General features: G+C 41.6%; 17 protein-coding genes and 1 tRNA gene. 6 read left to right on the top strand and 12 right to left on the bottom strand.

The genetic code is table 11. The features are described 5' to 3' along the window. The first annotated feature begins 36 nt into the window (after nucleotides 1–36). Complete coding sequence (locus C8D94_RS11645) at nucleotides 37–189, top strand: SsrA-binding protein (RefSeq protein WP_115124135.1); 153 nt, start codon at nucleotides 37–39, stop codon at nucleotides 187–189. Here C8D94_RS11645 and C8D94_RS11640 read toward each other — a convergent pair. Then, nucleotides 186–698: an adenine phosphoribosyltransferase gene (locus C8D94_RS11640; protein WP_211308920.1), complete on the bottom strand. Its 513-nt coding sequence runs from the start codon at nucleotides 696–698 to the stop codon at nucleotides 186–188. The genes C8D94_RS11645 and C8D94_RS11640 overlap by 4 nt on opposite strands. 5 nt (nucleotides 699–703) lie before the next feature. Next, nucleotides 704–883 (bottom strand): hypothetical protein, encoded by a 180-nt coding sequence (locus tag C8D94_RS11635; protein WP_115124134.1) that lies wholly within the window; start codon nucleotides 881–883, stop codon nucleotides 704–706. Between the two features lie 165 nt (nucleotides 884–1,048). Between C8D94_RS11635 and C8D94_RS11630 the strand changes: the two genes are divergently transcribed. Next, nucleotides 1,049–1,122 (top strand) — tRNA-Arg (locus C8D94_RS11630). 517 nt (nucleotides 1,123–1,639) lie between these two features. Here the strand turns inward: C8D94_RS11630 and C8D94_RS11625 are convergent. The 7 genes from C8D94_RS11625 to C8D94_RS11595 form a co-directional block, all read right to left on the bottom strand. After that, nucleotides 1,640–2,509, bottom strand: coding sequence for a zinc-dependent metalloprotease (locus C8D94_RS11625; RefSeq protein ID WP_115124133.1), 870 nt, complete (start codon nucleotides 2,507–2,509; stop codon nucleotides 1,640–1,642). A gap of 168 nt (nucleotides 2,510–2,677) precedes the next feature. Further along, a complete protein-coding gene (locus C8D94_RS11620) occupies nucleotides 2,678–2,953 on the bottom strand; it encodes an ATP-dependent Clp protease adaptor ClpS (protein WP_115124132.1) in 276 nt (91 codons plus the stop codon). Nucleotides 2,954–2,960: 7 nt separating this feature from the next. Beyond that, nucleotides 2,961–3,797 carry a 50S ribosomal protein L11 methyltransferase gene (gene prmA / locus C8D94_RS11615; RefSeq protein ID WP_115124131.1) on the bottom strand — a complete coding sequence of 279 codons (837 nt, stop codon included), beginning with the start codon at nucleotides 3,795–3,797 and terminating at the stop codon, nucleotides 2,961–2,963. Between the two features lie 85 nt (nucleotides 3,798–3,882). After that, entirely contained in the window at nucleotides 3,883–4,635 is a 753-nt protein-coding gene (tpiA, locus tag C8D94_RS11610; RefSeq protein ID WP_115124130.1) for a triose-phosphate isomerase, read from the bottom strand. A gap of 82 nt (nucleotides 4,636–4,717) precedes the next feature. Next, nucleotides 4,718–5,794, bottom strand: a complete 1,077-nt coding sequence (locus C8D94_RS11605) for an ABC transporter permease (RefSeq protein WP_115124129.1) — start codon at nucleotides 5,792–5,794, stop codon at nucleotides 4,718–4,720. Nucleotides 5,795–5,796: 2 nt separating this feature from the next. Continuing rightward, nucleotides 5,797–6,975 (bottom strand): BT_3928 family protein, encoded by a 1,179-nt coding sequence (locus C8D94_RS11600; RefSeq protein ID WP_115124128.1) that lies wholly within the window; start codon nucleotides 6,973–6,975, stop codon nucleotides 5,797–5,799. 142 nt (nucleotides 6,976–7,117) lie between these two features. Further along, nucleotides 7,118–7,660, bottom strand: coding sequence for a DUF1599 domain-containing protein (locus tag C8D94_RS11595; protein WP_115124127.1), 543 nt, complete (start codon nucleotides 7,658–7,660; stop codon nucleotides 7,118–7,120). Nucleotides 7,661–7,712: 52 nt separating this feature from the next. On the opposite strand from C8D94_RS11595, the gene folP reads away from it, so the two are divergent. The 3 genes from folP to C8D94_RS11580 are packed head-to-tail and all read left to right on the top strand — an operon-like array spanning nucleotide 7,713 to nucleotide 10,189. Then, nucleotides 7,713–8,546 (top strand): dihydropteroate synthase, encoded by an 834-nt coding sequence (folP, locus tag C8D94_RS11590; protein ID WP_245946297.1) that lies wholly within the window; start codon nucleotides 7,713–7,715, stop codon nucleotides 8,544–8,546. 31 nt (nucleotides 8,547–8,577) lie between these two features. Beyond that, a complete protein-coding gene (cdaA, locus tag C8D94_RS11585; protein ID WP_115124316.1) occupies nucleotides 8,578–9,351 on the top strand; it encodes a diadenylate cyclase CdaA in 774 nt (257 codons plus the stop codon). A gap of 4 nt (nucleotides 9,352–9,355) precedes the next feature. After that, nucleotides 9,356–10,189, top strand: coding sequence for a DUF3667 domain-containing protein (locus C8D94_RS11580; protein ID WP_115124126.1), 834 nt, complete (start codon nucleotides 9,356–9,358; stop codon nucleotides 10,187–10,189). Here C8D94_RS11580 and C8D94_RS11575 read toward each other — a convergent pair. Together C8D94_RS11575 and truA are read right to left on the bottom strand one after the other, a co-directional pair. Further along, nucleotides 10,153–11,919, bottom strand: a complete 1,767-nt coding sequence (locus C8D94_RS11575) for an ABC transporter ATP-binding protein (RefSeq protein ID WP_115124125.1) — start codon at nucleotides 11,917–11,919, stop codon at nucleotides 10,153–10,155. The genes C8D94_RS11580 and C8D94_RS11575 overlap by 37 nt on opposite strands. Nucleotides 11,920–11,937: 18 nt before the next feature. After that, complete coding sequence (gene truA, locus C8D94_RS11570; RefSeq protein ID WP_115124124.1) at nucleotides 11,938–12,687, bottom strand: tRNA pseudouridine(38-40) synthase TruA; 750 nt, start codon at nucleotides 12,685–12,687, stop codon at nucleotides 11,938–11,940. Between the two features lie 110 nt (nucleotides 12,688–12,797). On the opposite strand from truA, the gene C8D94_RS11565 reads away from it, so the two are divergent. After that, on the top strand, nucleotides 12,798–13,289 hold the full coding sequence (locus C8D94_RS11565; protein ID WP_115124123.1) for a metallophosphoesterase family protein: 492 nt from the start codon (nucleotides 12,798–12,800) through the stop codon (nucleotides 13,287–13,289). Nucleotides 13,290–13,351: 62 nt separating this feature from the next. Here C8D94_RS11565 and C8D94_RS11560 read toward each other — a convergent pair whose 3' ends face one another. Beyond that, nucleotides 13,352–13,762 carry a DUF4293 domain-containing protein gene (locus C8D94_RS11560; RefSeq protein WP_115124122.1) on the bottom strand — a complete coding sequence of 137 codons (411 nt, stop codon included), beginning with the start codon at nucleotides 13,760–13,762 and terminating at the stop codon, nucleotides 13,352–13,354. Between the last annotated feature and the right edge of the window lie 83 nt (nucleotides 13,763–13,845).

Raw genomic sequence — 13,845 nt, 5'->3', positions numbered from 1 at the left:
TTGTAAAGGGCTTTTCTATTTCAGTATTTTTAGTGTATGAAAAAACAGATTTTTAAGGCACTGGCAAAATTCAACAAAAAAGTGTTGCCCAGTCTCACCAAAAAGGAAGTAGACCTTGCCAAAGCGTCCAAGCTACAAATGGCGCTTTTTGCCTACAAACTTTGGGTCACGAAAAATGCTTTGGATTAGTAGGTGAGCAAGGAGCGTATCTCGTAGTTCCTTAGCTTTTGGGCTCCTTTTAAAAATTCCAGCTCGATCAAAAAATTACATTGTACGATCTCCCCACCCAACTGCTCTATCAATCTGCAAGCAGCCTGGGCGGTACCACCGGTTGCCAGCACATCATCGTGTAGCAGTACCCTGTCCCCTTTCTGTATAGCATCCTCATGAATTTCGAGGGCATCCATACCATATTCTAGCGTGTAAGGCTGTTTTAGGGTTGCATAGGGCAATTTTCCCGGTTTACGTATAGGAACAAAACCTGCAGCTAAACCTTGTGCCAGTAGGGTTGCGAAAAAGAACCCTCTGGATTCGATACCCACTACCTTATTTATTTTTTCAGATTCGGTAAGGCGCAATAATTCCTGGGCACACGTTTCCATAGCCTCGGGATGGGACAAGAGCGGAGTAATATCCTTAAAAGTCACACCCTTTTTGGGAAAATCTGGTATATCGCGTATGTACTTTTCAATATCGATCATAATTAATACCAATCCAGAAAGTAAGCAGTAATCAACACTGCAACAATTAAAAGTATTAAGACAACTATAATAAAACTAGCTCCAAAGACCGTTTTCTTATTGTCCTGGAAAATGTAGTCACGTTCTCTTTCGTTGTCTGAATCTTTTACAATTTTTGGGGTACTTGAATCTTTTTCGGTCATAGTTTTTATTTTTTATAAAATTAATAAGCCGAAAGAGAAAATTGTCCCAATGAATTCATAAGATAGGAAAATAAAATTCGATAAAAACTGCTTTCAATTTCTAGGAATTCAATATATTTGCACCCCGAAACAAGGAAATTTAATTTTCAGTTTCAAACAAAGAAAGGCCTCGTGGCGCAACTGAATAGCGCATCTGATTACGGCTCAGAAGGTTACAGGTTTGAATCCTGTCGAGGTCACGACACTCAAGAAACCACGCTTTTTTTTAGAGCGTGGTTTTGTCTTTTCTGAGAGCGTTGAAAGTTGTAAACTTTTATAAGCGATCTGGGAATACAAAACCAGTACCGCTTTTTCTGCGGTGTGTGGTTTCTTATTTGCAACACTGAGCCCAAAGAAAATTAAATCCTGTCGAGGTCACGACACTCAAGAAACCACGCTTTTTTTAGAGCGTGGTTTTGTCTTTTCTGAGAGCGTTGAAAGTTGTAAACTTTTATAAGCGATCTGGGAATACAAAACCAGTACCGCTTTTTCTGCGGTGTGTGGTTTCTTATTTGCAACACTGAGCCCAAAGAAAATTAAATCCTGTCGAGGTCACGACACAAAATCCTGATACGCATGGCGTAGCAGGCTTTTTTAAAGTTTTTAAAAAACAACAGAGATACGATAGGGTAAGACTTGTGTTAAAAAAAGTCCGCACTCTATGGTGCGGACTTCAGCTTTCCTAATAACAAGTTTTATAAGGTTTCATTTTCATCGCTAATACATTGCACGTAGCGCGGTAATATCGTTACCGTTAAACTCACCATCTGCACTAGCACTAAAACAGGCCAGCATAATAGAGGTAGGATCGTACCCTGTAGGTGTTCCGGCAATGTGTACAGCGCCTACACCACCCGAGCCTTCGTTAACATTTTGCCCACAACTCTGGCGGCTGAACCAGTCGGTATGTCTAAAGCCTACAGAGTGGCCTATCTCATGGGTGATCACATGCTCATTAACATTGGTACTATACCCACTCAAACCGTATATCTGAACGTACTTATAGGGAAGACCATTACTGGGGAAACCAGCGCTTCCGCCTGCACCTCCAGGATTGTTCACGGTATTGTTGTAAACCACCATATCCTTATTCTGGTAGTTGGTCCCAAACGTGAGCGTAAAACTTATGGAAACACCACTTAAACGGTTATAATTGTTCACGGCCCATTGCAGGGCTGTTCTTTCCTTATTGGATAAGGCCTGACTTCCTCCCGTATAGCCAATGATAGAAATATTCCGTCCTTGGCTCACCAGATTAAACGTACTGTACTGCCTGTTCTCTTTTGCTATCTCTGCAGCTTCGGCCAACTCGAACAATTGGGTTTCGGTCATGGTGATATCTTCTTCAAAGAACAAACGCTCTTCCGAAGTTCCGTCTGGGAAATAAAACTCGTCGTATCGAATAAAATTGGTGTTCAATTCTAGGGTCTGCGCAGCTTCAATAACTTCCTGGGGGATTTCTCTGGTTGTACTGGCTGTTTCGCTTTGATCATTTTCGGGGATTGTGGTGTCTTCATCTTTTGAGCAGGACACCAAGGTGAGGCTTAGGCAAAGGGCGCCTAAAACTCCGTATTTTAAAATTTTCATAGTAATAAATTAAATTAGTGAATAATTACGTTATTAGGTTTTGTTAGGATAAACTTATAAAAAATTTATTGAATATGTAAATTTTTTAACTTTTTATTGAATAATCAATAAAAAAACCGTGTAATTATTACACATAATTTAAAAAGTGTAGTTGGTAGCATCTGAAAATCAGACAATTTCGGCAGATAAGCCTGCATCCAACAACATACTGCACCGTGGCTCAAGCTCATTGTAGGGGCCGGTCTTTACAGTGCATTTTCCTTTGTAATGCACTATTATGGAACATTGTTCTGCCTGTTCCAGCGTATGCTCACAAGCGTAGACAAGTGTTTCAATTACGTGATCGAAGGTGTTTACATCGTCATTGTAAAGCACGATTTCGTTTTGTTTTTGTGTGTCCTCTGCCAAGAGGAGGTCTTCTAACTGTTTCTCTTTAGTGCTCATAGTGCTACTAATTTACAAATTTTGCGGCTATCCAGTTGTTTTTTTCTTTCTTCTGAACGAAATCCAATCCCAATTTATTGCAACAATCAGTTATCAATGGAAGGTCTTCCCTGTAAAAGCCGCTGAGGAACAATTGCCCACCAACTCCCAATACCGAAGCGTAGGTTTCCATCTGGTCCAGTAGGATGTTCCTGTTAATGTTCGCAATGATGATATCGTATTTTTCAGAAGTGGGGATGGCCTCCACCCCACCCAAAATGGTTGTAGTCCTGCTGCACTTGTTCCGTTGTAAATTTTCGTTACTGTTCTCCACGCACCATTCGTCAATATCTATGGCATCCAGTGCTCTTGCCCCTTTCATCTCGGCAAGTATGGCCAGTACGGCAGTACCACAGCCCATGTCCAACACCTTCTTTCCTTGGCAATCTGTTCCCAAGATGTGCTGTAGCATCATAAACGTAGTTTCGTGGTGGCCCGTACCAAAACTCATCTTAGGCTCTATCACAATTTCATAGGGTACGTTAAAAGGCTTGTGGAAAGGTGCACGAACCGCACAAGCATCTCCCACGACTATGGGCGTAAAGTTCTTTTCCCATTCTTGGTTCCAGTTTATCTGGGCGATTTCTTGTTGCTGAAATGTAACCTCAAATTCAGACGATTTCAGAATAAAAAGAGGATCCAAAATCGCTTCGTGCCAATCTTCTTTTTGGATATACGCCTGCACGCCTTCTTCATTTTCAACAAAACTCTCAAATCCCGCCTGTCCCAGCTCGGCTATCAAGATTTCGGTGCCTGGTTGTAATGGGGTTACTTTAAAGGTATACTCTATGTAGGTTGAGGGCATTATATTGGGTTTCAGTTATCGGTTATCGGTTGTGGGTTGTGGGTTGTGGGTTGTGGGTTAGATCTCAAATTTAAATTGCCAATACTTACCCAAAAGCATTCACAATCGCCATAAAATCTTCAGCCTTGAGTGAAGCGCCACCTATAAGGCCACCATCCACATCTTTTTTGGCAAATATCTCTGTTGCGTTTGCAGGTTTTACGCTACCTCCGTATAAAATTGAGACTTCGTTTGCAATGGCGTGCGAATAGTGTTTTGCAATAGTTTTTCTTATATACTCGTGCATTTCCTGCGCTTGCTTTGGACTTGCAGTTTCTCCGGTACCAATGGCCCAAACGGGTTCGTAAGCAATTATAATATGGCTCCAGCTTTCTTCAGAAATATGGAAGAGCCCGTTTTCCAACTGGTTTTGGATTACTTCAAAGTGATCGCTGTTTCGCCTATCGTTAAGCTCCTCACCTATACAAAATATCACTTTTAGCTCATTTTCCAGCGCGGTATTTACCTTTTCGGCCAGTAGGTCATTGGTTTCGTTAAAATAGGCACGACGCTCGCTGTGTCCCAAGATCACGGTTTGTATTCCAACGCTCTTGAGCATGGGTGCAGAAACTTCGCCCGTAAAAGCTCCGTTTACCGATTGGTGCATGTTCTGCGCTACCACTTCGATGGGATGCTCCCGTACCGACTCGAATGCAGCGTATAGATTGGTAAACGAAGGCGCAACCATAACCGTGACATCCTCAGGGATTACCTGCTTCTTCAAATTTTTCAATAAGGTTTCGGTTTCGGAAAGATCGTTGTTCATTTTCCAGTTTCCAGCTACAATTTTTTTTGGCATATTGTTGGGTTTAAGCGTTTGTTGTCTAAAGTTTATCGTTTTGCAATTCAATCAAGGCTACTAGAACAGCCTGCTCAGCCTGTTACTGCTTACTAATCTTGGGATCCAGCCAGCCGTAAATTACATCTACAAAGATATTGATAACTATGAACAATGTGGCAATAACCAGTACAGCTCCCATGATTATTGGCAAGTCCAGTGTGTTTAAGGCATCTACAATTTCTTTTCCTAGGCCGTTCCACCCAAAGATGTATTCAACAAAAACGGCCCCCGCAAGCATAGAGGCAAACCATCCCGAAATTGCCGTGACAACAGGATTGAGTGAGTTTTTAAGGGCATGGCGCCTAATAATAGTCCAAAACGAAAGCCCTTTGGCCTTTGCTGTCCTAATATAATCCTGGTTCAACACTTCCAGCAACGAATTACGCATAAGCTGTGTAACCACTGCAAGCGGACGAATACCCAGCACAATGGCTGGAAGGATCAAGTTTTTCCATTGTATGTAGCTGCCCTCGCCAAAATCGTCTACTTCGTAGAGGCTACCGGTCATGTTCAAATTGGTATACTCGTGCAATACGTAGCCAAACAACCACGCAAAGATAATGGCGCTAAAAAAAGAGGGAACACTCATCCCCAGGGTGCTCACAAGTTGGATCAGCTTATCTATCCAACCATCTTTAAAAAGCACTGAGATTATTCCCAAAAACACTCCCAAAAGCATTGCGATCACAATGGCCGAAACCGCCAGAACAAAAGTGTTTGGCAATGTTTCGGCAATTACGGCGGTCACCTGTTTTCCGTTTTTTTGGAACGATTCCCGCAAATAGGGCCATTTCAGGGCAACGGTAGTTTCTGAAATTGTAAAGAGTGGGGTTGCGCTATATTTTTCTTCTGAAAGGAAGGTATACTCTTCAGTATCTGTACTGTGGAAGGAAATTGGGGAGAGATCATTCAAATAATATACGTACTGAAGCGAAACAGGCTTATCGAACCCATATTTTTTCTTTACGATGGCCAATTGCTCAGCATTTTCGTTCTGTCCCAGCATCATCCTAGCAGGGTCACCGGGGAGAATGGTAAAAAGCAGGAAAATTACAGTCACTACCCCAAAAAGCGTGAGCAGTGCATAACCTATTTTTTTAAGGATATATCCAGCCAAATTTACTGTATTGAATCTGTTGCTACCTGTGTGCTATCTTGTACTACCTCTTGTATAGGCTCCACTTTTGGGAGCGGTGGTTGTTCTTTCAACTGTAATTCCAAAGCGTCGTTCCAGTGCAGTTTTTGCTCGATAGTCCCTTGTTGCAGTTCCAAGATACCCGGATTGCTCCGCACGATGGTTTTTAGGGTGGTTTCGTCACAGAAATAAAACTTAAAGTTCAGTTTTTTGTTGGCCACCAGTTGTTGTGTTTTTTCCCGACTGGATGCCGACAGCCCGATTACTTGGTAGTTTTTCTCCAAGGCCTCGTTGGTAATTTTCTTGATGTTTTCGTAGCCTTCCATCTCGGTAAGCTGGAGGTTGTAGGCTATTACAACTATCAAATTTTTGGCCTCCAGAAATTGGGTGGTGTAATCCTCGCCATCACGTTCTATGGAGAAATCGTGTACGGGAGGTTCGTACCCTTTCTGTATTTCGGTGGTCTCCACGCCAATAAATTCGCCTTCTTGTTGTGGGTAGTCACCATTGGTAGTGATCACCTTTTCTTCGCCATTCACTTTAAAGGTCCAATTGTATTCAAAAATGGGCTTGGGCGCTCCTTCAGGAATTTCCATCCCATCCTGTATGTTAGCGCCTATTTTATATGCCCTAAAATCAATCCACGGCAAGTGTTGCAGCACATAGTAGGCAAATCCCATACAGCATATAAACGATATAAAGACCAAAATCCCTCGCACACTTTTACTGAAAAACGGCTCTATATGTTTTCTTCCGAAGAACAACAAAAGGATCATAACGGTCAACACCACATCTTTCCAGAACGATTCCCAAGGCGTTAGCTTTAAGGCATCCCCAAAGCAGCCACAATCTGTCACCTTATTGAAATATGCCGAATAGAACGTAAGGAACGTGAAGAATACAATCATTAACAACAAGCTCCACAGCGTGAACTTTTTGGCATAGCCCAAGATGAGCATTATACCCAGCAACACTTCAAAAATTACCACAAAAAGGGCGATGAGCAGTGCGTAGGGAACAAGAGATTCGAGATTGAGCACATCCGGAGCAAAATAATCTTTCAGCTTAAAAGAAAAGCCCACAGGATCGTTCAGCTTTATAAAGCCGCTAATAATGAAAAATATCCCTACGAATATCCTTAGAAAACCTACGATGTATTTCATTACTTCTTGAATTTAGTTTATTAGACCCCCCCCTTGAGAGCCTGTCCCGAACTCGCTTCGGGAGGGGCAGGGGGGGGGTGTTTTTGTTTTTTTTGAATTAATATCGAGTTAAAACACCCCTATAATTCCCTCTAGGGGATATTCAATCATCTTTAGACAAATGTATCAGCGCAAATACGGCATAATTTATCATATCCTGATAGTTGGCATCAATCCCTTCGCTCACCAATGTCTTACCTTGATTGTCTTCAATTTGTTTTACGCGCAAGAGTTTCTGTAGTATCAAGTCGGTTAGGCTGCTCACGCGCATATCTCGCCAGGCTTCACCATAATCGTGATTTTTATCCAACATGAGCTGCTTTGTCTCTGCTACTTTTTCATCGTACAACTGGGTTGCGTCCTCCAGGGATAGGTCCGGTTGTTCTACCACGCCTTTTTCCAATTGCACCAATGCCATGACACAATAGTTTATAATGCCAATAAATTCGCTTTCTTGGCCCTCGTCCACACGTTGCTCGGTGTTTTGCTGAAGCCCACGAATGCGTTGTGCCTTGATAAAAATTTGGTCGGTCAAGGAAGGTAAGCGCAATATTCTCCACGCACTACCGTAATCTTTCATCTTGTTTATGAACAGTTCGCGACACATTTCTATCACGTTGTTGTACTGTTCGGAAGTTTCGGCCATAGTATTCTTTAGAATTTGCGTAAATTTCGCTTAAATATCTCAAAATAGAAAATTGTACACACTTAATTGCAAGGGCAACCTTATAGATTTAGCTATCCCCAAGGTAATGGGGATTATTAATGTAACACCAGATTCGTTTTACGATGGCGGAAAGACCACTGTCCTGCGTGATATTGTGGCACAGGCCGAAAAAATGGTGGCTGCGGGCACTACGTTTCTGGATATTGGGGGCTACAGTTCCAGGCCAGGTGCAAAAGACATTACTGTTAATGAAGAATTAGAGCGCTTAATCCCTGTGGTGGAAACACTTTCCAAGGAGTTTCCAGAGACCTACCTTTCCGTAGACACCTTTAGGAACGCTGTCGCAGAACAAGCAGTAAATGCTGGCGCTGCAATTGTGAACGATATAAGCGGCGGAATGCTTGATGCTGAAATGTTACCAACCGTGGGGAAATTGAAAGTGCCGTATATCTTGATGCATATGAAAGGGACCCCGCAAACCATGAACAGCCTTGCACAGTACAAAAACGTGACCAAAGAGCTGCTCTATTATTTTTCTGAACGTATCGCCCTTGCCAGGAAAGCAGGTATAAACGATATTGTTGTAGATCCAGGTTTTGGGTTTGCCAAAAAAAGAGAACACAGTTTTGAATTACTGAAACATCTCGAATTGTTTAAAACCATGGAGGTGCCATTGCTGGTTGGGGTTTCGAGAAAATCGTTCATTTACAAAACGCTGGAAAACACCCCCCAAGAAGCTCTCAATGGAACTACGGTACTAAATACACTCGCATTACAAAAGGGGGCCTCCATCCTACGTGTTCATGATGTTAAGGAAGCTAAAGAATGCATCAGGTTGCTGCATGCTGTTTACAATACAGACTAATTTTATACCTTTAACCCAAACCACACCGCCCTTGGATATTCTTGATATTAGGATAATAGACGTAGTAGACATTGTACTTGTAGCGTTCTTGATGTATTACCTCTACAAGTTGGTTCGTGGCACTGTAGCCATCAATATTTTTGTAGGTATCGTAATTATTTATGCCATCTGGAGGCTTACCGAGATTTTACAAATGGAACTGTTAAGTAAGATACTTGGCGGCTTTTTGGGAGTGGGTATGTTTGCGCTCATCGTTGTTTTCCAGCAAGAGATACGGAAATTTTTATTGCTCTTGGGATCTACAAACTTCTCGGCTCGCAGAAAGTTTTTAAGGCGTTTCAATCTTTTTTCTTCTGAAAGTGGGACCTCTATAAACATACAAAGTATTGTGAAAGCTTGCGAAAAAATGAGCTTGACAAATACCGGTGCCCTTATCGTGATACAAAGAAACAACAGCCTGGACTTTGTAAAAGACTCTGGGGACACGATGCAAATTGAAGTGAACCAACCCATATTGGAAAGTATTTTCTATAAAAACAGTCCCTTGCACGATGGAGCTGCGATCATTGAAGAAAACACAATCACCGCAACAAGAGTTATTCTGCCCGTAAGCAACGACCGCCGGATCCCTCAACGATTTGGATTGCGCCACCGTGCCGCGGTGGGTATCACCGAAAAAACCGATGCGCTATGCCTGGTGGTGAGTGAAGAAAATGGGCAGATTTCTTATCTAAAAGAAGGTGATTTTGTTCTATTTGAAGACCTGGAAGATTTAAAAGAACAGTTAACTGATGACTTGAGTTAAAGCTATGGAGTGTAAGAATTGCAAAGAAAACCTTGAAGAAAATGACCAGTATTGTAATATTTGTGGCGCTAAAGTCATAAACAATAGGCTTACACTAAAAAATGCTTTTGAAGAATTTCAAGACAGGTTTTTAAATGTAGATAATACTTTTTTTAAAACGTATCTCCATCTTTTTATTAAACCAGTCGCGGTTATAGATGGTTACATTAACGGAACCCGAAAGAAATACATAAACGTGTTTAGCTATTTTGCAATAGCATTGACTCTTACCGGGTTTCAAATATTTATTGTCAGAAAATTTTTCCCTGAAGCCTTAGAACTTCCTTTTGGAATTGCCGAAAATTTGCCCGAAAATTATGGCAATATGGACTGGATGTATGATTATATATCATTAGTTACACTAATAAACTTACCCATTTATGCATTAGTAAGTAAACTAACATTCATTGGAGCCAAAAAATATAATTATACCGAGCATTTAGTTAGTATGACATATATTTTCTCACAGTATTCTATAAGCTCATTCCCTATAATATTATTTTCAGTTATATCGGGGGCAAATTATTATGAAATTGGGTATTATGTCTTCGTGCCATTATTTTTCTACACGGCGTTTGTTTTTAGTAAACTTTACAAATTAACCTGGGGTCAGATCCTATTAAGGTTTTTTAGCCTAGGAGTAGTAGTATTTGTACTTTTAACACTACTCACAATACTTCAGATTATAGTCATGTTTATGACTGGCGGATTAGAAGAAATAATAGAAGCAGAACGAGCCAAACAAGCCAAGGAAGCAGTAGGCTATATCGCCTCCTCTGTCATAAACTGGACCTCGTAAAGATTTTTATAGTAACCATCCTGCCGTTGCAGTAGTTCTTCGTGGGTGCCAGATTCAACAATCTTACCGGCATCCATGACCAAAATCCTATCTGCCTTTTTTATGGTTGCCAAGCGGTGGGCAATTACAATAGAAGTACGGCCTTCGGTAATTTTATCGGTGGCGCGCTGTATGAGCTCTTCAGAATACGAATCTATCGAAGAAGTTGCCTCATCTAAAATCAAGATACTCGGGTCGCTCACGTAGGCACGTAGAAAAGCAATTAATTGTCTTTGCCCAGAGGAGAGCATACTACCCCGCTCTTTTACGTTATAGTGATATCCATTGGGTAGTGAAGTGATAAAATTGTGCACGCCAATCTCCTTGGCAGCAGCAATCACTTCTTCTTCAGAAATGGCAGTATTGTTAAGGGTAATATTGTTCAAAATAGTATCGGCAAACAGGAAGACATCCTGTAACACTACGGCAATCTGGCCTCGTAGGGACGCTAAGGTATACTCTTTAATATTGTTTCTGTCCACCAGTATTCGCCCACTGTTTATTTCATAAAAACGGTTCAGCAAATTAATGATGGTAGATTTACCTGCACCCGTTGCACCAACAATAGCGATGGTCTGTCCAGGATACACTTCAAAAGAAATATCTTTTATCACTTCTTCATTTTCATTGTAACCAAAGCGTACATTTTCAAAAGTTATGGCCCCTTTGGCCTTGTCAAGCTCTAGTGCTCCAGTATTTGCAATGTGCGACTGGGTGTCCAAAATCCCGAAGACACGGTTCGCGGCCACCATACCCATTTGCAGGGTGTTGAATTTATCGGCTATCTGTCTCAAGGGACGGAACAACATTTGTGAATATTGTATAAACGCCGTGACGATACCTAAGGTAATCACACCGCCCTCGGCTGCATTGAGACCACCGTACCAAACTACAAGACCAATGGCAATGCTCGAGGCCATTTCGGCAATGGGGAAAAAGATGGAGTTGTACCAAACCGTTTTTACCCACGCTTTTTTATGTTTTTCATTGATTTCCTCAAAACGCTTGTATTCGGTTTTTTCGCGGGTGAATATTTGTACAATTTTCATTCCCGTAATGCGCTCCTGCACAAAACTGTTAAGGTTTGCAACTTGGTTTCGTACATCTTCAAAAGCTACTTTCATAGCACGTTGAAATACACGTGTGGCATACATAATGAGTGGTAGGATAGCAAAAACTATTAGCGCAAGCCTCCAGCTTTTATAGAGCATGATACCAGCGATGGCCGCCATCTTCAACAAATCGCTAATGATCATGAACAGTCCTTGGCTAAAGATGGAAGAGATGGTCTCGATATCGTTCACTGCACGGGTGGTCAACCTACCCACGGCGCTCTTATCGAAATACCGCATCCTAAAACTGGTCATGAGCTTAAACAGTTTTACCCGAATGTCCTTGATAACATTTTGCCCTAGCCAGTTGGCATAAAATATGAACGAAAATTGAAAGAGCACCTCCAAAACAAGCACCCCTAACATAAGTAGCAAATAATACTGTAACAACGGAAGGTCCTTGGCAAAGATGGCCCTATCTATAGCCAATTGTAATAAATGCGGGGACAATACTCCCAGGACGGACATAGCAATGGCCGCAAAGGCTACAAAATAAAAGGTAAAGCGATACTTGTTGGTAAATGCCAACAGCCTTTTAAAAAGTCTAAAATCGAATGCCTTTCCAGATTCCTTGGCCATAATTTTATTGGGCTTCTTTTACGCTGTTAAAAAAATAGTTTCTGGGTAGCTTACTTTAGTAAGGTACAGGCCGTGTGCGGGTACAGAGGCACCTGCATTACCCCTATCCTTACTTTTTATGATAGTGTGAACATCTTCCAGCGACACCTTATCAAAACCTACATCCAGCAACGTACCCACGACCGCTCGCACCATATTTCGCAGGAAACGATCTGCAGTGATGGTAAACAGCAATGTATCTCCTTGCTTTTCCCAAACTGCTTTTTTAACATCACAAAGGTACGTTTTTACATCTGTGTTGCTTCTGGAAAAGCATTGAAAATCGCTATAGTGCAATAAAATTTCTGCGGCCTTGTTCATTTGTTCCATATTGGGCGCTCTATGGATTTGGTATGCCAGCTCTTGCGCAAAAGGGTCTTTACCCAGCGAAACTACGTATTCGTATTCACGAGAAGTAGCGCTAAAACGGGCGTGTGCCTCAGGGGTTACACGAAGGATATTTTGTACCGAAATATCCTTGGGTAGAAAGGAGTTCAGCTTGTAAATAGTGTTTTCGGCATCTATTGTTTCATCAAGATCGAAATGGGCAAAGAGTTGTTTGGCATGGACACCGGCATCGGTCCTTCCCGCTCCCACGACCTTTATCTCATTTCTGAAAAAAGTAGAAAGCGTTTGTTCTACTACTGCCTGAACGCTCAAAGCATTGGGCTGTATCTGCCAGCCGTGGTAATGGGTTCCGTTATAGGCAATTTCAATAAAATAGCGCAAGAATGAAGATTTAAAATTTCAGTAAAAATACGAAATGAATAAAGATTGTATATCTAAGATTTTAGTTTGTTGAACGAGAGGTGTAACTTCGTATCAAACTGAAAATCCACTTGAAAAAAATACTCCTCCTTAGCGATACCCATAGCCATATAGACGATACGATCCTAAAATATGTGAAACAGGCCGACGAAGTGTGGCACGCTGGTGATATTGGGGACTTGCACGTTACCGATACCCTACGAGATCTGAAACCCCTTCGGGCGGTATATGGCAACATAGACAGTACCAAAGCTCGGGCGGAGTTCCCGTTGGACAACAGGTTCATGTGCGAGGAGGTTTCGGTCTGGATCACCCACATTGGGGGCTATCCCGGGCGTTACAATCCAAGGGTGCGAGAAGCACTACAAACAAACCCTCCTAGGCTTTTTATCTGTGGACATTCGCACATTTTAAAGGTAATGCTGGACAAAAAACTGAAGCTCTTACATATGAACCCAGGCGCAGTAGGCAAACACGGGTTCCATAAAGTGCGTACGATGCTCCGGTTCGAGATTGATGGACGGGAGATCAAAAATCTTGAGGTAATAGAAATTCCCAGATAGCAAAAAACCCTTGAAGATGGCATTCTCCAAGGGTTCTTGCACTAATAATACTAAGCTATAGTTTAACGTAAACGGTCCACAGATTTTACGAGGTCCTCATCCTTTTTGATGGCCTTATTGGCCAGCACTAAAAAAACGATAGAAATGATAGGAAGTAGCACCCCAATACCTTTCTCAGAGACCAAAATCTCTCCAGATACCTTTAGCGACCTGTAAACGAAAACTCCCAGTAATACAAAGTTTGATATGATGTTTAAACGGTTTAGCACAAATTGCAGTTGCCGTTTCTTAAAACTCAAAATTGAAATAACTGCTAATGCAATAGAAACAAAAATCAGTCCAAAGACAAAAACCTCGTCCCTAGCAATTACAGTGTTACCTGCTTCATCTACGATAGATGGAAACCAAATATACAAACATCCCATAACTAGTGCAGAGATGATCATATAAACAGTTTGTATGCGTTGTAACATTCCTTATTTGCTTTAGCGGAAGCAAAAATAAGGTTTCTTTTTGAAAGATTTAACCCTTCAATTTAAAATATTGTTGTATCATT

This window comes from Marinirhabdus gelatinilytica (assembly GCF_003353425.1).
In the GTDB taxonomy this organism is placed as follows: domain Bacteria; phylum Bacteroidota; class Bacteroidia; order Flavobacteriales; family Flavobacteriaceae; genus Marinirhabdus; species Marinirhabdus gelatinilytica.
The sequence above is the reverse complement of the archived record's forward strand: the minus strand, read 5'-3'. Positions and strand labels throughout refer to the sequence as shown.